We start from the raw sequence: 21,404 nt of genomic DNA, 5'->3' as shown, positions 1-21,404 counted from the left end.
ATTACCATGGCTAGCATTTACAAAAGAGATAAAATTTGGTGGGTGCATTACCTTGTCGCAGGCAAGTCAGTTTGTAAGTCTCTCAAGACTGCAAATGAAAGAGTTGCTTTAGACAAGAAGCAAAAACTTGAAGCATTGGAAATAACAGGCCAGCTTATGCAGCCATCCAATACGCCAGTTGTTACATTTCTTCAGTCATTCTGCGAATACCTTGCCAAGACCAGAACCAAAAAGAGTGCGAAAAATGATTTCTCATATCTTCGCGGGTTCTTCGGGCCATGCTGTCCGGCACTTCACCTTGGAAGCAATGTTCCTAAAAAATTCCGGCGTGAGAATCAGGATTTTCCCATGATTAAAGACAAGCTCAAAAAAAGGCATATCCCTGTCAGAAACCTTGAGGATATATCTTCGGCGATGGTCAGTAATTTTATCCAGGACAGGATTGTTTCTGATAATATAAAAGCCAAGACAGCAAACAGGATGAGAGAAGTTCTTCATAAGATGTTCTCGCATGCGATTGAGCATAACGATTATATATGCCCTGACCGAAGATATAGAAACCCAATCGAGGGAGTAAAAAGGCTGAAAGAAGATTCAAATCCAATCACATGGCTTGAAGATGATGAAATTGCCAAACAGCTTGATGCTTTAAAAGAATATCCTGTGATACACGCACTTGTTGCTGTGTATATTTATGCAGGCCTAAGAAGAGAAGAAGCACTTTGGTTGACCGATGGTGATGTTGATTTGAAGGAGCGGTTTATAAGAGTTGTCGCAAAAAATATTGATGGAGAATACTGGCAGCCAAAAACAAAAAAGAACAGGGTTGTTCCTATAAGCAATGCACTGTATGAAATATTGAGTAAATACGAGCCGCTTATAAAATCTGTTTGGTATTTTCCTTCACCAACAGGCAAGAGATGGGATCCTGATAATTTTTCCCAGACCTTGCAGGAAATAAACGATAAAAAACAGTTGCAGTGGTCGTGCCTTGATTTCAGGCATACATTTGGAAGCCATCTGGCACAAAAAGGAGAATCGCTATATAAGATAGCGGAACTGATGGGTAACTCTCCTGAGATTTGCAGGAAGCATTATGCGGCATTGATTCCTGAAAAGATGCGGGATACTGTTGAATTTGCAAAAAAGCCGTTAGAACAGAAAAGTGAAAATGTTGAGGAAATGTTAAAACAGATTCTTTTAAAACTTGATGGTGATAATTCAAAGCTGGCCTCTAAAATACGATTGGTGAAATAATTTAGTTGATATGTTCCATAGAATCAAGCCAGCCTTTTACTTCCTCCCATTTATAACGTATTGCCCCATTCTTCCCTCTTCCAATACTTACAGGTTTTATTCCGGCCTGTGTAAGCCATCTGCGGACAGATGTCCTGTGTGCATCAAGCATTGCAGAAAGAGATTTTAAGCTGACTGCCAGTCTTTGTGTTTCAGCGTTATTTGTTTTTGTATTTTCCATATTTAAAACTATTCACTGCAACTTGGACAAAATCGGTAACCACATTTAACACAAAATGCGTTGAGTAAATCACCGGTTAGTATATTTCCGCATCTTGGGCATAAAAAATCTGTTGGAATTTCCTTTTCCAAATCTTCAGTTTTGTTTTCTTTCATAAAATATATGCTACCAGATTTCGTATAAAGCCGACGGATGTAACAATTACCAGCCACTTATTTCTGGCTAACACTTTGGTTTTCAGATAGAGAAACCAAAGTGTTTTTTGGGAGGCAAGAAAAATGAAATGCAAATGTAAGTTATGCGGAAGGAAAAAGAGAAATCTGAATTGTTGGGCAATTTTTGTATTCGCTGCGATTCAATAGCAGGGGACGTAATGATTGCAGAATTGGAACAATGTTAAGGATTATGCCAACTTCCTGACGCCCAATGCTTTAAAAATTTCTGTTTGTTTACAGCAGCTTGGAGCAGCGGCCATAGAAAACCGGAAATAGCTTTAATAATTTCTTCTAGGCTTGCAGAAGATTCTGGCTGCCTGTTGCGTTTGATAAATGCGTTCCACTGTGAAATCTTATCAGGATTTTGTGAGAATTGGGACGTCAATGCGGCTGGGATTTCAGCAGGGACTGGTGTATTTCTTCGCTGGAATGTAGCTTTTATTGCATCAAGAAGCAATTGTCCGTTTATCTCAAAAGAGCGACAAATAATCCAAAGGTCATAAAAATCTTTCATCCTGCTGATAGCCATATCAAAAGCAACCAACGCATGAAGCTTTTCAGCGACAACGGTTTCAAGTGGATATGCCTTTATCTGCGGTTTCGGCATATCAAGAAGTGTAGGAAATATAACATTGGCAGGGTTGGGAGTAATCGCATCACCAAAACCAATATCTACCTGCAGTTTTAACTTGGCATTGCCCAGGGAGCCGGAAAAACCAATGCGTTTGCCGGGATATTCCTGTGCCCCGCGGATGTCCTGTATAGTTACAGAAGCAGGGTCGAACTGCAGGCCATCCGGCTGGACAGATATTTCCAATATTTCCTGAAAGATGGTTTTAAGGTAATATTCTGAATCAATGCCAAAACCGAGCAAATCCAAATCACGTGTAGGCCTGTATGGTTTATCCATCCAAAGTGCAAACAGCATAGCGCCTTTAAGAATAAATTGCTCAGCATATGGGGATTGGCTCAAGCGGTAAAGAAAACGCTCAATAGCGTAGCGGATCAGTATATAGTTAGGGTCTTCTTTTTGCTTATGGCTGAGATTGACAAGTTTACGGTGGACAGAATGTGCCAAATTTGAAGGAGTTTTATCTTTTACGCAACTGCTTCCATATAAGGCTTAATGACATTAGTTATCCTGCATATCTTTGCAAATCGCCATATCTCTGCATAAGAGGCTTTTTTTTGTTTGATGCAGTCACGCAGTGCTTCTATGGCAACGTCAAGACCGATTTTATTTCTGTACTTAAAGCAATCAGCAACAGTTTTGGCGGGGCTGTAAATCTTGACTGGAAAACCTTCCAGAATATGTGTCTGAATGCCTTCGGTAAAAGCTTTGCCGGAATTGCGGGCAAACCGGATTGGAATATTTTTAAGCTTGGGCTGCCATGCTTTCGCTTCAATTGTCATCCAGATTTCAGAGGGAAGCTGTGTTGTCAGGCCGTGAAACTGAAGGGCAGACAGAAGGCAGATTACGCCATGAGGGACTTTTCTTGCTGCCATTACAAGGCCATGGTTTTCAGTTGGTTCAATGTCTGTCAGAACATAAGTACCGCGTTCTATCTGTTCCAGTTGGCCGGATTGCACAAGGTCTTTAAGGTGTTGGCGGTGAATGCCCTTAGCTGCCAGGTCTTTGGGCCGGACAACGCCGTCTTTCCGGGCAATTTGAAGAATTATTTGTATTTGTCCTTCTTTGAGCATGACTAAATTATGACAAATCCTCGGAAAATGTCAATATCTTCCGAGTGATTGTACAATGATTTTTAATTTATATCTGTATAGTTCTTAGGCATAAAATTCCAAAAAACGCTTATATTATAGGAATTTTACTTATAAATTGGCTATTTTCGAGAAAAACACTTACAAAAATGCCAAAATCTTAATTGATTTTATGTCAAGAGCTAAAAAGCCCGCCGGATTTATTCCAACGGGCTTATGCTTCAGACAGCGGTAATACTCTTAATCAAAGACTTCTTCTTGTCTTTGGTGTACTACGGATTTGGGAATTTTAGGAGGTTTTGACGGCTTAGGTGGTTTGGGCTAATACACCACAGGAGGCGGATTTGGCAGCCGAATCTGCAAGATTCCTTTTGCCAGCACAGGCAGGGTTTCAAGCTGCCCAGCTTGAGGTTTTTCAGGCATCACAGTTGGAAGATTTACTATCGCAGGCGGCCTGAAAAGTAAAGAATTTACATTTGATTTAACAATTGCTCTTTCTTTAACTATCGTGTCCATATGCTTTTTCCCTTCAAAAAATTATTCAGATTAGCATATGATGCCCCGCTATTCGTTATAGATAAAGGACTTGCGTTAAATCGCAGGTCCTTTTTTTATGGGTTTTTGGGCTGTTTTGTACATTACATGGTGATAAAGAAAGGGGACTTCTGGAAAGTAAACTTCATACTTTTTTGGAGGCAGGTCAGCAACTCGCAGCCATTGCATTGTATGTTTTCATTGATATTAGAGGGCGACAATTTTCCAGAACTTAATAGTTCGCAGGAAAATATTTTATTATAATGTCATAATAGCATTGCCATTGACCGGCGACCGAAGCACCAAGGCCTGTTTCATTACTTCTAACCCATTTGATATGACCGTCTTCGTAAAGAAAATTACCGCCTTCAGGTACGCCTTTTGAGCCTGCATGACTGGAGATTACGATGCCATTATTATACCAGGATGCTGCTTGCCCAGTAATAAATTTTTGTTTTATGTCCATAACAATAGGCAGGTCTCTGTGTTTTTCGCCAATTCTTTTCTTCGATACCCAATAATCGCCGCCGAATACGTTCCCGTTGCGGCCGAAGTTCCATCCACCAGGAAGATTTCCGGTGTCCCATGAAGCTTTGCTTGTCAGGAAATAATATCCGCACAAACCACTATTAAGGACATTATCAGCAGATTCAGGTTTGGAAGGGTCATACGAAGAACGATGCCATTTTTGTGTAGGGCAGTAAAGCACATTGTTTTCGCCTGCTATTATTTTTTTATCTCTTTTAAGAATGTATTTGTCCCAAAACCGTTGAACGATTATTCCGCCATAAGCAATATCGGTACCGGCTTTCCATCCATGTGTTTTACATTCACCGTCGCTGTCCAGGGATGAATTAGCAGGGCACCAGGGACATGAGGTTCCATTATATGGGAAATATCCGTTATTGTCGTTGCCGTATGAAGCAATCGCGATGGTCCATTGACGAAGATTAGAGGCACAAATTGTTCTCTTGGCCAGCCCTCTTGCTTTGTTCAGTGACGGCATAAGAACAGCCAGAAGGATTGCGATTATGGAGATTACCACAAGAAGTTCAACAAGCGTAAATGCTTTACCAGTTCTTTTCATTAATAAGACCCTCAACAAAATAATTATACCTTATTTTAGAACAAAAAGCAAAGCTGTTCAATGGATTAGATTGCGTATTTAATGCATTATATTGTGAAGGGTTATAATCGTGTATAAATCGAGTTTTTGGAGGATGAGTCGTTTTTACGGCCGATAATGATGTGCCTTAAAAAGCATTGAAAAGGAGCTAAAAAAATTCCGGATTTAAGACAAAATAATGCATTAAATAAACAATTATGTCTATGGTAATGTCTGACGGCTGGAACTATAAGCATAATAGATTGCCGCACCTGATGTTTTAATGCAAACAGCCCAACAGGATCCACGGGTTTTAGGAGTACATTGTAAAAAAATATCAATCAAGATTTAGGAGATGCAAAGGATGTGTAATAAATTCCTAATATCAAGTCTGTCCATACTTTTTCTAATTGGGCAAGCGTCAGCGGTTAATGTGTCGTGGGATAATGGAGGAGCGGGAAGTTTGTGGAGCACCGCTTACAACTGGGACACCGATTCGGTTCCGACAAGTTCAGACCACGCCTTGATTAATCTTTCCGGTTCGACAACTCTGATAGACTCATCAGTATCGGCACAATGTAATATGATGTGGGTAGGCTGGACTGGTAATCCCTGTTACTTAAAAATAACAGGCGGTTCGCTCGGCATTCAATATCCTTACGGCGGAGGCTGTTTAATAGGTGTGAGCGACGGCGGATATGGCAAAGTAACAATGACAGGCGGGTCGGTCAGTACCGGCAGCGATATGTCTATTGGGCAAAATTCCGGCAGCACTGGTATTTTTGAAATGTCCGGCGGAACATGGAATTGCGGCGGCTGGATGTATCTGCCTTATCAGGGCAATGGTACGTTTTATCTTCTCGGCGGAACGGTTTATACCGGCGGTCTTTATATGACAAGCCAGGGATGTCTGGATATTTCAAAAGGCGAACTGGTGATCAACGGCGACCAGAGACAAACGATTCAGGAATATCTCGATTGGATCATAGCTTATGGCGGAAGTGACAGGGCTACAGTCAACTACGATTACAATGTAACACACAGCGGCAAAACAACTGTCAGCGCATCAATAACTGCTGGTAATGTTTCGTGGAACGGTAACGGTTGGGATTCTCTATGGAGTACGGGGTTGAACTGGGATATTCATTCCTATCCGGAAAGCGGAGACCACGCGCTTATCAATACCAATAATGCAACTTGCGTAATCGATAGTTCAGTATCGGCACAATGCAGCCAGCTCTGGGTGGGCTGGACGGCAAATCCATGCACACTGCAGATAACAGGCGGTTCATTAGATGTTCTTAACAGCACAAGTGCCGTTATTGTCGGCGTTTCAAGCGGCTCGCAGGGGTATCTAACCGTCAGCGGCGGCACAGTGGATATCAGCGGTGATATGTCTGTCGGTCAGCTTTCCGGCAGTTCCGGAGATATGACAATGACCGGCGGCCAGTTCACTGTCGATGGAGCTTTTTATCTGCCTTACGCCGGTTCAGGAAGTCTCTCGCTTGAAGGCGGGACATTGTCCTGTGGCAGTTTGTCTATGACTTCTGCCGGCAGCCTTGATATATGCGGAGGTATATTGATTCTGGGCGGAGATGCGAGAACTGCAATAGCATCTTACATCGCCAATGGCTGGATTACCGCGTACAGCGGCAATGCAAGAGCGAGTATCGAATACGATTACAACCTGACTAATTCCGGTAAGACCACGGTTTACGCGACAATCGAAGACCTCGGGAAAGCATGGAACCCGAGTCCGGCGATTGACATTAAAGCAGCGACTGATGCTGTTTTAAGCTGGACCGCGGGAGACTATGCGACAAATCATAACGTTTATCTCGGAACGTCTTTCAGTGATGTAAATGACGCGGATACGTATTCACAGTATTGTGTGTCACAAAATCAGCAGGGCACAAGTTATAATCCCGGCGGGCTCAGCACAAGTACGATGTATTACTGGCGAGTCGATGAGCTTAACAGCGGCAACCCATTAAGCCCGTGGAAAGGAAATGTCTGGAGATTCTTTACCGGGCCTCTGGCTGTTTCAGCAAATAAGAGTTCCGTCGGACAATACGACGCGATATTCATTGATATCGGCACATCGGCACAATATACGTCCAACCCGTATAATCCCGACGATATAAAAGTCGATTTGAAAATTACCTGTCCCGATAGTTCACAGCTTACGGTTCCGTGTTTCTATTTGAGCGGTCAATCGGGTGATTCTATGTGGCAGGGACGTTTCGCTCCGAAACAAACCGGTCAGTATTCCTATTATGTGCAGGTATATCTGAATAATTCGCTTAATCAGACTTGTTCGACATACTATTTTACCTCGAATTCTTCCAGTACAGACGGTTTTGTTAAAGCAAATGGAGGTTCTTACTATACCTTCTTACTTGACTCTGGCAGGAGATTCAGAGGTATCGGCGAAAATGTTACAATCAGCCTGCCTGGATATTCATTCGAGCAAATGTTCGATGGACTGGATTCCTACGGCTGCAATTTTGGGAGAGTATGGATTGCAGGTCCTTATGATGAGGAACTCGAATGGAGCGATTTAGGTCTCGGCGTTTATAATGAGCAGACTGCCGAAGATATTGATAATATGCTTGTATCGGCTCGAAATCACGGCATATATATAATGCTTTGTTTCGATAATTTCTATAACATATCAACACAGGACGAAGCCCGCTGGTACGATAATCCTTATAATGACGACAACGGCGGTATGTGCGCGACCGTTTCAGATTTTTTCACCAACTCTTCGGCTAAAGCGCAGTACAAGAAAAAGCTCCGCTATATAGTCGCACGCTGGGGCTACAGCAGCAATCTCGCTGCGTGGGAATTCTGGAACGAAGTTAACGCTGCGAATGTTTTCGAGGGCGTTTCTGCATCAGCTATAACGAACTGGCACAGTGAGATGTCAACTTATCTTAAAGGTTTGGACCCATTCGACCATCTGGTTACAAGCAGTATATCATGTACACAAATCAGCGGTCTTTGGAGCGTAGGCGATCTGGATTTCTCACAGGCACACGATTATGACAACCAGACGGAACTGGACGATATTTACAGCAGAATCGTTTCTTATGAGAGTAGTTACTACAAACCTCATGTAGTTGGCGAGTTCAGTTATGTTTCCACAGAGCCTCGTGATGAAAATCCTGCAGTTATGGAAAAGGAACTTCATATGGGATTGTGGCGAGGCATGTTCAGCCCGACCCCGATTCTGCCTTTAACATGGTGGTGGGATTATCATAAGGACGAAGGACACGATTATCATTTTGAGGCGGCAGCTACTTTCTACAAGGAAATGCTGACTAACAACAGCGACGTTATAACCAATATGAGCGTATCGGCACCTGCAACTGTCGAAAAAATGGGCGTAAAATCAGGCAAAGACAGATTTATATGGGTAAGAAATAAACAGACTTACACCATTTCAAATGTCAGCCTGAGTGTATCGAGTGTAACTAACGATACTTATACCGTTCAATATTACAACACCTGGACAGGCAGCTACTATGATACTCAAAATGTTGCAGTTTCCAATGGAACACTGTCATTGACAATTTCGAGTATGACGGCCGGCCAGGATATTGCCATCTGGATTTATCCCGCTGCTTATGAAAATGGTTATGAATCGTATACCGCAGGATTAGTGACCCAGGGCAACGGCAGTCAAACCGGACTTGGCGTTTATTACGATGGATATATCGGAACCGGAGGTTCTTATGGAGTCTCTGATTCGATAAGTTATGAAGAAAGTAAATCTTTGCAGTTCAATTTCAAAACTCATTATGAATATAGCGCATGGTGGGCGGCTTTGATGCTTAACCTCGGCGACAGTTACGATGGTACAAATCCGACGTATTATGACGACTGGAGCTATTACAGCAAGCTTGAATTTTGGTATAAAGGCAGTTCTTCGAATCCGCAGCAGGATTTGGAAATAGATATAGATTGTGCAGCTAATGGAAGCGTTTGTTACAGGATTCAGTTGAGCGATGCTTCAGTACCAATGTCTCAAAGCACTATATGGAGAAAAGCTACAGTTGACCTGAGTGGAATTCCTGCCAGCGATTTGGCACATGTTTATTTCCTGCGTTATCTTGTTCAGGACTGGAGTAATAATTACGGTTCCAGTGGCGACGGTTCAGGAACGATATATCTGGATAGTTTCAAACTTGTAAAATAAAACTGGAATATCAGGATGATTTTTTCAGGATAGCGGCTGTTTTATCGGCCGCTATCCTTCTTTATTTGATTGTTGAATCAATTTAACAGGGTACAGCTTGACTTTTGAGTGGCAAAAAAAGTATAGTGAATAAATGAATATCGGAGATGGTATGAAAAAGAGAATATTGTGGAAGACTATGTATATAAATATCTTCTTTGTCCTGCTTTTGTGCACTTCCAGGAGTTTTGGATGGATAGAATGGCACTACGCAGGGACAAGTCCTAACTGGAACCAAACCAATAACTGGACGCCGACGGCAGTGCCTACTGCAAGTCAGGACCCGATAATGCGAGGCTACGGCGTGAATGACTACGCTGTCATTGGCAGCGGTATAAACGCTGTTGGCCATATGATGTGGGTGGGCTATAGCGGCAGGGCGGACCTTAATATTACAGGCGGAAGCCTTACGCTGAGCAATCAGTTTCGTTTTGGTCAGGCCGGTGGTATAGGCAACGTAAACGTCAGCAGCGGTACGATTTCAGTCGGAAGCGATATGGTCGTTGGTGACGGGGGAACCGGTGTTGGCACACTCAACATGACTGGCGGCAGTCTCAACCATCTGCTCGGCTGGCTTTACATCGGCTATAATGGCGCTGCGGGTACTATTAATCTCGACGGTGGAACTCTTTCCACTCTAAAGGTTGTAATGGGCACAGGCAGTCCTCATTTGAATATCACAGGCGGCAAACTTGTTATTACTAATACAGATGCCGCGGGCGTTGCAAACGAACTTAACGGTTATATCCAGGCAGGTCAGCTTACTTTTTATAACGGCGACCCTCGTGCTACTCATACTTTTACAGTTAACGGCTCAGGTTTCACCGAGGTTACAGCGAGCCTTCCAAATGCCGAATACGCCTGGAATCCAAATCCCGCCAATCTTTCAGCGGGAGTAAATCTTAATTCAAATCTTACATGGTCTGCCGGAATCGGCGCAATTAGTCATGATGTATATTTCGGAACAAGTTTTGACGATGTCAATAATGCTTCGCGGCAGAGTCTGGATTTCGATGGAGATGGTATTATCAGTTGGTCGGATTTGGATAGAATCGCAGAGCAATGGTTAACTTCATATAATTTTATTGATTTCGCCCAGTTCGCTGAGCAATTTTATACGGAAGCAGTTCCGGAATTTGCCGGTAATCAAACTGCGATGACATTTGACCCCGGTACTCTCAGTGCTGATACGACTTACTACTGGCGAATCGATGAAGTTACAAATTCTGCCACTTACAAAGGTTTTGTATGGGGTTTTACCACAGGCCCGATTATCGCAGCACCTGAAAAAAACAGCGTAAACAAATACGATGCTCTGTTTGTAAATATCGGCAGTTCGGCAACGTGGTCTAACCCATACAATCCGGACGATATACGAGTAGATGCTATTATTACGCCGCCGAGCGGACCTGATATGGTTTTGCCGTGTTTTTATACCGGCGGTCAATCAGGCAATTCGCAGTGGCAATGCCGGTTTACTCCCAGACAGGTTGGAACTTATTCCTATCGTATCGATATTTATCAGTCATCTGTATTAACAGCGTCATCGCAGAATTTTTCTCTTAATGTAAGCGATTCTACGGGCGATGGCTTTGTTCTAAAAAATACATCATCGTATTATACGTTCATTCACGATTCAGGAAAACGTATCCGCGGCATCGGCGAAAATATCGGCTGGGAACAGGGCGGCTATATGTACGACAGATTGTTCCCGCTTCTGAATTCTCTTGGCTGTAATTATGTTCGGCTCTGGGTAGCCAATCCTTACAACGTTCAGCTCGAAGGAGTTGTTTACGGTTTGGGACGATATGACGAACAAATTTCGCAGAGACTCGATAATACGGTAAATCTTGCACGTCAAAATGGAATCTATTTAACGGTTTCGATTGATGGAGCCGGAGAACTTGACCCGAATCCGACGGACCCTTTGTGCGGCTGGCCGAAAAATCCATACAACACGGTTAACGGCGGAATGTGCTCAACGCAGACGGATTTCTTTACATCCACTTCTGCCAAAGCGCAATATAAAAAGAAACTTCGCTACATCATTGCACGCTGGGGATACAGCACCAATGTCGCGGCATTAGAATTCTGGAATGAAATCGATGGAGCATGGGTTCATTATGGCGTTAACAGAGATGCAGTGGAGAACTGGCACAATGAAATTGCGGCCTATTTGAAGAATATCGACCCGTTTGACCACATTGTCACAACCAGTTGCACGGGCTATCAGGATTCCGGTTTCTGGGATATGCCTGACATAGATTTTTCACAAACTCACCCGTATCGGACGCAGCAGGGCAGTACCATATTCGATCCCGTAAATTTCTATAATCTGATTACTAATACTTATGAAAACGTATATGGCAAACCGCATGTGCTGGGCGAATTTGGTTATACGAGCGGCGAACCGACTATCGAAACGCATGCCAATATGGTGGATAATTTGCACCGCGGCCTCTGGTTCGGCATGTTTAGCCCGACGCCGATACTTCCACTGACGTGGTGGTGGGATTATTTTGAACGGAACAATGACGAATCCCAGTTCTCAGTGGCGGCAGCGTTCCTTAATCAGATGATGTCAAGAAACGCAGATATTGTCAGCAGAAGCGCAACTATTGGTAATTCCAATATTACCGTAATGGCCGTAAAAACGATGAACGATCAATTTGTTTTCCTGCGAAATAATTCGAGCAGTACACAGAGCAACAATATGACTCTAACGCTCACCGGTATGACCAGCGGCAGCTATACATACAAGTTTTACAATACAGCGACAGGCGTATGGGGCAGTCCAACGACGAAGTCAACGAGCGGCACAACATTTACCCTGATAGTTCCAAGCATGAGTGGTTATCTGGATGAGGCACTTTGGATTGCACCTAATTTCTAAAGCGATGCTTGACCCCCATTACTGCAAAAATAAAAAAAAAGGGGCAGACACACAGGTCTGCCCCTTAATTATTTGTTTACTTTTCCTGTCTAATCAATCGAACAGGTCCAACCATACCTTCGGATACGGGGTCTCTCGAATTGCCTTTTTCCTGTGTCCATACCTTGGCAACAGGGTTGTCCCATATACGGAAGAAATTGGAAAGTGTGGTTACAACTTTAACTTCGAGAATATTCTTTCCTGCTTTCAATACGCCGGAGGCGTCATAATTATGTTCGCCCCACCAGCGATTGCCGAGGCTTTTGCCGTTGAGCGTGACATCTGAAATACCATAAATGGTACCCAGTGAAAGTAATGTACGCTTAACATCCGAAATTTCAAATTCGGTACGATAAATTGCGGTACCGCTGAATTTGGCAAGGTCAGGATTTTCCCTGAAGTCAACCAATGCGGTAAGCGTCAGTTTGCTTGTGCATCCGCTGACGTGCTTAAGCGTCAAATCCCATGGTGTATCAATCTGGAAATAATCATCAGCATAAACAACGGGCTGTTGTGCAGGTTTTTCAGACAAATCAGGCTCGAAAATAATCAGCAGTGATTCAGCCGGCACAAGTTTGATATCGATTGATGAGCCGTTGTGCGGCATTACCGAACGAGTGCCGGTAATCGGGTCCCATCGCCACGGAGTTTTATCCGCGATATCGAAAGTCGCGGTAAAGGTCTTTGAATTAACAACATCAAGATTGGCAAAGAAGAATATATCTTTGTTGTCCTTTACCTGGTGTATCTGATAGAGCAGATTGTCGGGTTTTGATATCTGGACAGCCGGTTTAATGCCGGTTTTGGCGATATTGACAGTTACCCAATCGAGCCATTCATTCTGCCCGACGCCCGGAATTATAAAAATTCTGTCTCTATATCGCTCGATGATTTCATCTATGGTTTCTTTGGTTTGCCTGCTTCTTTCAGCGGCATTTGTGAGACCCGGAGCGTAACTCGGTGCATGGTCGATGAAGATGATTTTGCCGCCGGCTTCAGCGAAGTCCTTGATGGCTTTTGCGGTTTGCGGTTCGATTGCATCGACGCGGTTCATTATGAGAATTTCATAAGATTGCAGGCCGTAGATAAGTTTTTTGCGGTCGGATTTTGCATCGCAAAGAATCTTTTCATTTACGTAATCGACACAGTAACCGTTCTGATGAATTGCTTCCCACAGGAATGTTTCCCATGAAATCAAAGCGACCTGCGATTTCGAAACGGATTTTTGCAGTACATAAGAAACACGGGCATTGTATGTATTTACTTCCTTGAAATACGGCCACCAAAGTTCCTTTTCATCGATGTACGAGCCGCAGTAGAACCAACCCGGATAACCGGCCTGCGGAGTTGATAAATTGTAACCATGATAATAAGTGTGATTGATGCCGGCCATAAAACTTGTATCAAGGCCAAGTTTTATATCCTGCAGGCGAAGGCAAAATGCTCCGCTGCCGCTGGTCATTGTTTCGCAGCTTACATTCGGTCTGCCGGACAGGTGAGCACCTGAAGAAGTGTATTTATTCGACATACAGCTCCATATACCGAAATTGCGTGGAGACCTTTCCTTTCCGACAGGTATCAGGACTTCAGTTTTTGGAATTTCATATTCCATCGAAATCCATGTTTCGCCCATCGGTCTGTCAGGAACCAGTTTTGCCTCTACCTGGTCAGTTGCATAACAGCCGTACGGTTCGATTCTGCATTCTGTTCCCTGTTTGTGGCACCAGTCATAAAAAGTTGTAAGGAATCGTTCGCTAAACAGCTCTTTCTGAGTTTTCCAAAAATCGTATTGAACTTTGTTGATTATTTCGTTAAAGCCCGGTCCGCCTGATACAGGGGGCCATTCGATAACGAAGGGCAGATACGGTTCAAGTGAATAACCGCGGCGTTTTTCAAATTCCTGTGCCAGGTCCGCAGTCCAGTTTGCGCCGGTAAATTCAAAACTATCACAGTGCAGTGAACGCAGGTTTTCCCCAATCTCTTTGCCGAGGTAAGGCTCAAGTGCTTTTTCGAAGTTTGCCAGGTATTTATCCAAAGCCGGTTTGCTGAGGTGGTCAATCACGGGACCTTCGCCGCCGGGAGCTGAAATATTGACGACAATAAAACCTTCCCGATATGTACCGGTATAAAGAATATGTTCTCCGGCGGGAATTTCGAATTCAACCGAACCATCCGGCTGGATTTTATCTTTCAGCTCTATGCCCGGCTGAAAATCCTTCGGATTTTTTGGAAGGAGCCGTAAAAATTTAATTTCAGGTTCGGAGCCGTGCGTTGTTTCGCCGTACGCTCCGGGCGGTAAAGCCATAAAATCTTTTATATTGCCTTTGAATGTGCCCGGTCCGGCAAGTTCTTTTTTTGCAAGTTTTATAATTTTGATGCCGTCGCCGTCTTCTACAGATGGTCCGCCGAAAGGCCAGCCGGTGCCGACGAGCAAATCAATATACATATCACGTTTTTTAGCGGCTTCAGTCGTAAACTTAAGCATTTTCGACCATTCAGGACTTAGCCACTGCAAGTACTTGTCATCAATTTTAGTCGGTGCGAGCGGGGCCTGAAGGGGGAATATAAGCGCGCCCTGTATGCCTGCATCTTTCAGTACGTCAAGCTCACGGCTGATTTCTGTTTCGCTCAAGGCATTTGCGTTCCACCACCAATATACGTCCGGTCCGACTTCGGAAGGCGGATTGACGAAACCTTCGTAGAATTTATCTGTTTGTTTGGAGGCAAAGGATGTCAGTGCGGCCAAAAAAATGACTGTGAAAACTAAAATTAGGGATGTTTGTTTCTTTCTCATTTCAAATTTTCTCCGATAATAAATTCTGTTTTAATTAATTTTCTCTCCGGGCTTGAAGAACTCAATTTCCCAAAGAGAAACCCCTTGTTCGAAATATCTTGCTTTTTTACCTGCAAGTTTATCTGTTTGGTGTTTTTTCTTATCTGTTCCGACAATCAGCGGATACCAGCTTCCGTCTTTTCTTAATAACTGCGGCTCGGACCAGCCTGCCGGATTGTCGAGATTTTTATTGAACGATATATAAATCCCTTCCTGCCAAAAATTAGGGTCAATGGCATGATTCAGAATCATCACGTATGATTGCAGATATGTATTCCAGTGTACCGAAGGCCCCCAGAACGCATCGGGCTTTGTGCTGTGCCAATCGCCGACTGCGGGGAATATAGGACTGTTCCTGCCGTTGATGCCGGGCTGGGTCCATCCGTTGTCGCACCATCTCCATACTTTTCCGCCCGGTTGTTTTCTGTCGTTATACAGCATGCGAGCCGTGGAGATGCCTTGCTGCTCAATATCCCCGCCATATGTGCCGAAAAGAAAATAAATATATTCTTTTTTCTGATCGACAATTACCGAACAATCTCCTGAACCGCCCGGGAAATATTTATTTAGGGTATCGCAGTTGAAACTATTCGGCTCGTCGTCTATGACAAACCCCATATCAAACCAGGTTGCTCCATTATCATGAGATACGCCTTGTCCGATTGCGGGAGCGGCGTAATATTTTGGCAGTCTGTTCCTGCACACAGGTCCTTTTTCGTGATGATACCAGCCGTAAAGCGTTCCGTCTTCATCCTGATATGTCGCCTCTATCCACCGGCTTTTCTTTTCATCACTGTCCCATTTTACAAAGCCGTCATCCTTCAGATTAAAAAGACTGGGCCCGCTAAGCCGTTTGGCAAATTCAGAAGAAGCGAAAATATAGAAAACATTGTCGCTCCAGTGTGCCGGACAGCCGCTGTCGGTTGGAACTGAGAATTTCAGCTTATTTGCGTTGTGGATTTTAAAGCCGGGCTGTTTATTTGAAATAAGGGCATTTTGAGAACAGCCGGATAAGAATAATACGATAACCGTTAAGAAGACGCTTTTGTGAATCATTTTAAGTCCTGTAATAACCATGCCCATTTTTTTATATTAAATACAGGTGTGCGTCCATAGACAAAATGGTAGTTTTCATTAACTATATTGCTTAAACAATATAATACAGGAAATAAGCAAGTGAGTCCATTGATTAAAAACAGGCAAAATTCTACAATAAATTAAATGGCTGGGATGTAAGTTTCCCCGGAAGGAAAGGATTGGAGGAAATTATATACTATCGCCGCCTTGTTTCTTTTAATAATTTTAATTTGTAGAAGGTTGTTTGAATATGAAGCTTGAGAGATACCAGGGTAATCCGATACTTGCACCCGCCCCAGGTAGTTGGTGGGAGAGCACAGTAACGACCAATCCCGCAGCCTATTATGACGAGAAAAGTGGCGAGATTTTGATGCTTTATCGTGCGGCCGGCAATGATGTTTTTCACAAAATACATTTCGGACTGGCGAAAAGCACAGATGGATATAATTTCGAGAAGGTTTCGTCCGAACCTGTTTTTTCACCAAGTGGCAATGGATATGACAGCGGCTGCGTAGAAGACCCGCGTATAGTAAAAATCGGCAGACATTTTTATATCACTTACGCATCCCGTTTCTTTCCGCCCGGCGAATACTGGCTTGGCGACAAGGCCAGGTATAAATACCCCAAATGTCCTGAGCATTTTCCGAAATATATGAGAGAAAACAGTTCGATAAGCAGTCTTGTTATTACAGAAGATTTCAAAAGTTTTGTAAGGGCCGGAGTGTTGACGGACCTGAGCATTGACGACCGTGACGTGATTATCTTCCCTGAGAAAGTTAACGGTAAATACGTTATGCTGCATCGACCTTCTCAATGGTGCGGTAACGGCTACGGCACACAATGGCCCGCTATCTGGATATCAATGGCAGATGATTTATTTTCTTTCAGACGAAGCAAACTCCTGATGAAAGCTGAGTATGAATGGGAACTGAAAATCGGCGGCAGCACTCCTCCCATAAAGACGAAATACGGCTGGTTCGCGTTATATCACGCCGTTGGGCCGGATAATCATTACAGGCTTGGCGCGTTTCTGCTGGATTTAAATGACCCTTCCAAAGTTCTTTATAGAACGCCGGACTGGCTTATTGAGCCGCAGGAAGATTACGAACTTGACGGTTATTATAAGGGCTGTATTTTCCCATGCGGCACAGTTGTGCTTGACGACCAGCTTTTTGTTTATTATGGAGGCGCCGACAAATACGTTGCATTGGCAACCTGTTGTTTCAGCGAACTCCTCGAACATTTGCTGTCCTGTCCGGCGCAAATGGTCGTTTGATGAAATTATTAACAATACTACGGACGGTTTGTTTTCTTATATGTATAAGTTTTGTTCTGACTTCATGCAAACATCAGGCTCCCTGCGATAATAATGAGTCTCAAATGAATTCCAATCACCAATCAGACAGCAATAAACCTTTTAATTATGTTCTCGGCACTCAAACATTCGGCCCAAAGTATCATTTCACAGACGAAACAAGACTTGTTGAAACGGCACAGGCGATTATGGATATGGGCTCGAATGTATTGAAATGCTATTTAGGCCCCAAGTCCATCGAACATTATAAACTTGGCGGCAGTGATGACAGCTACACAAACCTGACAGATTTGGCATCGAAAGAACCTTCTTGTCAGAAGATTTTAGATATGCCTTTCAATTATTATCTTTTCTGGGTTTACAGTTTCGTAGAGCCTAACGATGTGCTGCGCAAGGGATGGACGCAGCAGCAGAAGAAAGACAGTTATGATGAAATATATAAGCTGGCCTGTTTTCTTCTCACAAAATACAACGGTTCGGGGAAGACTTTTTATTTCGGCCAATGGGAAGGCGACTGGGCGATGATGGGTCCGCCGTTAAAATACGAAAACGAACCAACTGAATTGGCGATCGCTTCAACAACTGACTGGCTTAATACCCGTCAGGCCGCCATTGATGCCGCAAAAAAAGATACACCTCACGAAAATGTTGAAATCTATAATTATCTTGAAGTTAACATTGTAATCGAAGCAATGAAAGGTCATAAGACAATAACTAATTCAGTCCTGCAGAATACTAATATAGATTATGTCTCGTATTCCGCTTATGATGCGATTTACCCTTATGATGCTAATCTTACTTTTCAGCAGCGACTGGATGCAGTTGGCGATAAATTGACTTCCGCTCTTGATTATATCGAATCGAAACTGCCTCCGAAAAATATTCCCGGCAAACGTGTTTTTATAGGGGAATACGGCTATCCGCTTGATTGCGTCGGTACTCCGCAGGCTCAAAAAGAAGCATCTCTGGCGGTTGCTATACCCGCTTTACAGTGGGGCTGTCCTTTTGTTTTGTACTGGGAAATATACGATAATGAAGCCGAGGAGGGCGGAGCCAATCCCAAAGGCTATTGGATGATTGACAATAAAGGCGTTAAACAGCCTATATATCAGATACATTATGATTATTACAATTGGGCCAAACGATTCGCAGCGGACTTTTTGCGCCAAAATCAAAGACAGCCATCTGACAGGGAATTTCAGACCGCCGCGGCGGAATATCTGAAAAAGGCAAATTAAAAAACATCTCGGCTGGTAAAACCGTCCATTGTTTGTTAGAATAATAAGCTATAATTTTTGTTCGGGAATTCAATGAAAAAGACAAGCCTTTATTTTATTTCAGCCTTTCTTGTTATTATATTTGCGCAATTCTGCCCGGCCGGAACCGCTGTTTTTTACGACCGGACACTTCCTTCCGACAGCAAAATCCCTGCGGCATTTATTGATTTGCTTAAAGAAGCTCAGGTGGATTTTGAACTTCTTGACAGCCCAAAATTGTGCGATTCGAATATATTTAATATAAAAAAATATGACAGTTTAATAATTCCGGATAGTTCGGTTTTCCCTGTTTTAGGGGCCGGGCCATTGACTGATTTTGTTCAGAACGGCGGCGACCTTATTCTTTTGGGCGGACCGGCTTTTGCGAATTGTTACGATTTCATTGACGGCCAATGGGTAAGACAGGGTTATAAAAAGTTTAATGGTCAATGGCTCGATATAAAAGATGTCAGAGATAAAATTGCTCTGGACGCCTCGGGCAAGGCCAATAATCTTTTCACATTTGAAGAGCAGTCTTTCGCTGATTGGGAGCACATATCACGTTATCAATCGGTATCGTCGCGGATTTATTCGGAGGAGGGTGTTTCCGGTAAAGCAGCTCGTTTCGAATTAAAATATTTTAAAGTCAGCGGCTGGAATTTATGGCAGACAAAAATTGCGAAAAAGACAAAGAGAAATGATAACTGCATATCTTTCTGGGCAAAGGGCGACGAAAACACACCTCAGGTGGTAATTGAGATAATCGAAAAAGATTTGTCGACCTGGATAGCGGTAATTGATTTAAAGAAATCCTGGAATAAGTATGCCTTGACGTGTTACGATTTTAAATTTCATCCAACTCCAATCGAACGAGGCCGTGGAGGTAACGGAGATTATGTTAAAATCGGAAACGCCGACAAGCTTCTTTTAGGCCTTTCAGCGTATGCGACGGCAGGAAATGGCGACCATAATATCTGGCTTGATGAGATAGGGACATCGAAGTGCGATATCCCGGACAATTTGCCTGCGGCCAAAAGCTGTTCAATCAGATTTTTCGCTGATTACGTTCCATATCTTTTGCAGTCGCCTGTGGAATTGACATCAAACAGCAGTGAAAATATTTTATGCAATTTGCCCCGGGTTAAAACTATTGTTAACGCTCCTGTTTATGCGGCCCAGGGGTTTACATCGGCGGATAAATCGTTATTCGTACCTTTGCTGCTTTCCGGGCAGGACAGGCTTGGCGGCCCATCCTATGCCGGAGGAATGGTTGTAAACTATAGCGGCCGATATAAAGATTCAGCGTGGATATACTTTGGAATAACCGCCCCGGATTTTTATCGAAGCAGCGCTTTTGGTGAATATATTAAATCTTTATTAAATCTCACTAAAGACCCTCAGTTATTCAGTTCGGCCGAAGGTTTTAATGATCGGCAAAAAACACTGGATAAAAAATACGGCGCGTTTAATTATGCGATTGGAACTCAGGCGTTTTCGGCCATGTATCAACTGACGGGAGATGATTTGCTTGTCGAACAGGCAAAGGCGATAGCTGATATGGGTTCTAATGTGCTAAAATGCGAAATATCCAGCAGGTCAGCGTATATTTATAATTTTAAGGAAAAAATCAGGCCCCAAAATCTTCGGCAGTTTATCAGCACATCGCCGTCTTATAAAAAGATACTGGATATGCCTTTTGATTATTATTTGTTCTGGACGTATGAATGCGGCCTGGAATTTGGCGGCGGCGACTGGCGGAATGGAATGACAGATAAGGAAAAAGAAACGCTCTATAATGAGTTTTATGACTTCTGCTGCTATCTGCTCCAGCAATACAATAATACCGGCAAGACTTTTTACCTCGGCCACTGGGAGGGCGACTGGATGCTGCTGAAAGGTTATACGGGCGATCCCAAGCCCAAAGCGATTAAAGGTATGATTGACTGGCTTAATATCCGCCAGAAAGCTGTGGATGACGCGAAGAAAAATATTGTGTATTCAAATGTTGAAATCTTCAATTACACCGAAGTTACCCGCGTTATAGATTCGATGAAAGGGCTCGATACTTTAACAAATAATGTTCTGCCTTTTACGAATGTCGATTACGTTTCATATTCGAGCTATGATTCTCTTGACCGCGACCAGGGCGACGAAGCAATCGGCCTGCGTTATAAAAAATCTCTGGATTTTCTTGAATCAAAACTCCCCGCTAAGGATATTCCCGGCAAGAGGGTATTCATCGGCGAATACGGTTTTCAGCGAAGTTATCTTTCCGATGCTTTCGAGCAGGAGCGATTGAGCCGGATTGTTACCTGTTCGGCATTTGAATGGGGCTGTCCATTTGTATTGTACTGGCAAATGTACTGCAATGTCGGCCAGTCAAGCAGGAACGATTTTGCCGGTTTTTGGCTGATTGATAATAAAGGTATAAAACAGCCGACATATCTTATGCATTATAACTTTCTTCAGAAATCCAAGGCTTTTGTGAATAAATTTCGCGAAAACAATGGCAGGAATCCGACTCAAAGCGAATATCGAAATTCAGCTCAAAAATGGCTTTGTACGGGTAATTAAAGGTTGTTATAGGCCTTTGGGGGCCGCAAGCAATTTTGTCAATTAAAAACACAATCTTGTCCATTGTAGAAGATTAGCCCTATATGTTAGTATTTATGAGGATAATAGATAATATTTTTATAAG

The 21,404-nt window shown here is 43.3% G+C and carries 13 protein-coding genes; 6 read left to right on the top strand and 7 right to left on the bottom strand.

The genetic code is table 11. The features are described 5' to 3' along the window. The first annotated feature begins 6 nt into the window (after positions 1 to 6). A complete protein-coding gene (locus WC496_06930) occupies positions 7 to 1,257 on the top strand; it encodes a site-specific integrase (protein MFA5292754.1) in 1,251 nt (416 codons plus the stop codon). Between the two features lies 1 nt (position 1,258). Here WC496_06930 and WC496_06925 read toward each other — a convergent pair whose 3' ends face one another. From WC496_06925 to WC496_06905, 5 genes are all read right to left on the bottom strand, one after another. Beyond that, positions 1,259 to 1,477, bottom strand: coding sequence for a hypothetical protein (locus tag WC496_06925; GenBank protein ID MFA5292753.1), 219 nt, complete (start codon positions 1,475 to 1,477; stop codon positions 1,259 to 1,261). A gap of 396 nt (positions 1,478 to 1,873) precedes the next feature. Beyond that, positions 1,874 to 2,770 (bottom strand): nucleotidyl transferase AbiEii/AbiGii toxin family protein, encoded by an 897-nt coding sequence (locus tag WC496_06920; GenBank protein MFA5292752.1) that lies wholly within the window; start codon positions 2,768 to 2,770, stop codon positions 1,874 to 1,876. 20 nt (positions 2,771 to 2,790) lie between these two features. Further along, the gene (locus WC496_06915; protein ID MFA5292751.1) at positions 2,791 to 3,396 is read right to left on the bottom strand and encodes an AbiEi antitoxin N-terminal domain-containing protein; all 606 of its coding nucleotides are present in this window, start codon (positions 3,394 to 3,396) and stop codon (positions 2,791 to 2,793) included. A 339-nt stretch (positions 3,397 to 3,735) separates the two neighbouring features. Then, positions 3,736 to 3,930: a hypothetical protein gene (locus tag WC496_06910; protein ID MFA5292750.1), complete on the bottom strand. Its 195-nt coding sequence runs from the start codon at positions 3,928 to 3,930 to the stop codon at positions 3,736 to 3,738. 250 nt (positions 3,931 to 4,180) lie between these two features. Next, complete coding sequence (locus WC496_06905; protein MFA5292749.1) at positions 4,181 to 5,035, bottom strand: type II secretion system protein; 855 nt, start codon at positions 5,033 to 5,035, stop codon at positions 4,181 to 4,183. Between the two features lie 382 nt (positions 5,036 to 5,417). On the opposite strand from WC496_06905, the gene WC496_06900 reads away from it, so the two are divergent. Next, positions 5,418 to 9,254, top strand: coding sequence for a DUF5060 domain-containing protein (locus WC496_06900; GenBank protein MFA5292748.1), 3,837 nt, complete (start codon positions 5,418 to 5,420; stop codon positions 9,252 to 9,254). A 151-nt stretch (positions 9,255 to 9,405) separates the two neighbouring features. Next, positions 9,406 to 12,186 carry a cellulase family glycosylhydrolase gene (locus tag WC496_06895; protein MFA5292747.1) on the top strand — a complete coding sequence of 927 codons (2,781 nt, stop codon included), beginning with the start codon at positions 9,406 to 9,408 and terminating at the stop codon, positions 12,184 to 12,186. 76 nt (positions 12,187 to 12,262) lie between these two features. Here WC496_06895 and WC496_06890 read toward each other — a convergent pair whose 3' ends face one another. After that, positions 12,263 to 15,019 carry a glycosyl hydrolase gene (locus WC496_06890; GenBank protein ID MFA5292746.1) on the bottom strand — a complete coding sequence of 919 codons (2,757 nt, stop codon included), beginning with the start codon at positions 15,017 to 15,019 and terminating at the stop codon, positions 12,263 to 12,265. A 30-nt stretch (positions 15,020 to 15,049) separates the two neighbouring features. Next, positions 15,050 to 16,114 carry a hypothetical protein gene (locus tag WC496_06885; protein MFA5292745.1) on the bottom strand — a complete coding sequence of 355 codons (1,065 nt, stop codon included), beginning with the start codon at positions 16,112 to 16,114 and terminating at the stop codon, positions 15,050 to 15,052. A gap of 271 nt (positions 16,115 to 16,385) precedes the next feature. Here WC496_06885 and WC496_06880 point away from each other — a divergent pair, with 271 nt between their 5' ends. The 3 genes from WC496_06880 (at position 16,386) to WC496_06870 (ending at position 21,280) form a co-directional block, all read left to right on the top strand. Next, on the top strand, positions 16,386 to 17,411 hold the full coding sequence (locus tag WC496_06880) for a glycosidase (GenBank protein MFA5292744.1): 1,026 nt from the start codon (positions 16,386 to 16,388) through the stop codon (positions 17,409 to 17,411). Between the two features lie 104 nt (positions 17,412 to 17,515). Further along, the gene (locus WC496_06875; GenBank protein MFA5292743.1) at positions 17,516 to 18,688 is read left to right on the top strand and encodes a hypothetical protein; all 1,173 of its coding nucleotides are present in this window, start codon (positions 17,516 to 17,518) and stop codon (positions 18,686 to 18,688) included. A 72-nt stretch (positions 18,689 to 18,760) separates the two neighbouring features. Further along, positions 18,761 to 21,280, top strand: coding sequence for a hypothetical protein (locus WC496_06870; GenBank protein ID MFA5292742.1), 2,520 nt, complete (start codon positions 18,761 to 18,763; stop codon positions 21,278 to 21,280). Positions 21,281 to 21,404 lie beyond the last annotated feature (124 nt).

It is taken from the genome of Phycisphaerae bacterium (assembly GCA_041652575.1).
Classification (GTDB): Bacteria; Planctomycetota; Phycisphaerae; order Sedimentisphaerales; family UBA12454; genus UBA12454.
The sequence above is the reverse complement of the archived record's forward strand: the minus strand, read 5'-3'. Positions and strand labels throughout refer to the sequence as shown.

Bases quoted from the DNA above. Each gene is read 5' to 3' on its own strand.
- WC496_06900 (MFA5292748.1), top strand. From the start codon at position 5,418: ATGTGTAATAAATTCCTAATATCAAGTCTGTCCATACTTTTTCTAATT.
- WC496_06930 (MFA5292754.1), top strand. From the start codon at position 7: ATGGCTAGCATTTACAAAAGAGATAAAATTTGGTGGGTGCATTACCTT.
- WC496_06915 (MFA5292751.1), bottom strand. From the start codon at position 3,396: ATGCTCAAAGAAGGACAAATACAAATAATTCTTCAAATTGCCCGGAAA.
- WC496_06910 (MFA5292750.1), bottom strand. From the start codon at position 3,930: ATGGACACGATAGTTAAAGAAAGAGCAATTGTTAAATCAAATGTAAAT.
- WC496_06895 (MFA5292747.1), top strand. From the start codon at position 9,406: ATGAAAAAGAGAATATTGTGGAAGACTATGTATATAAATATCTTCTTT.
- WC496_06885 (MFA5292745.1), bottom strand. From the start codon at position 16,114: ATGATTCACAAAAGCGTCTTCTTAACGGTTATCGTATTATTCTTATCC.
- WC496_06880 (MFA5292744.1), top strand. From the start codon at position 16,386: ATGAAGCTTGAGAGATACCAGGGTAATCCGATACTTGCACCCGCCCCA.
- WC496_06870 (MFA5292742.1), top strand. From the start codon at position 18,761: ATGAAAAAGACAAGCCTTTATTTTATTTCAGCCTTTCTTGTTATTATA.
- WC496_06905 (MFA5292749.1), bottom strand. From the start codon at position 5,035: ATGAAAAGAACTGGTAAAGCATTTACGCTTGTTGAACTTCTTGTGGTA.
- WC496_06875 (MFA5292743.1), top strand. From the start codon at position 17,516: ATGAATTCCAATCACCAATCAGACAGCAATAAACCTTTTAATTATGTT.
- WC496_06890 (MFA5292746.1), bottom strand. From the start codon at position 15,019: ATGAGAAAGAAACAAACATCCCTAATTTTAGTTTTCACAGTCATTTTT.
- WC496_06925 (MFA5292753.1), bottom strand. From the start codon at position 1,477: ATGGAAAATACAAAAACAAATAACGCTGAAACACAAAGACTGGCAGTC.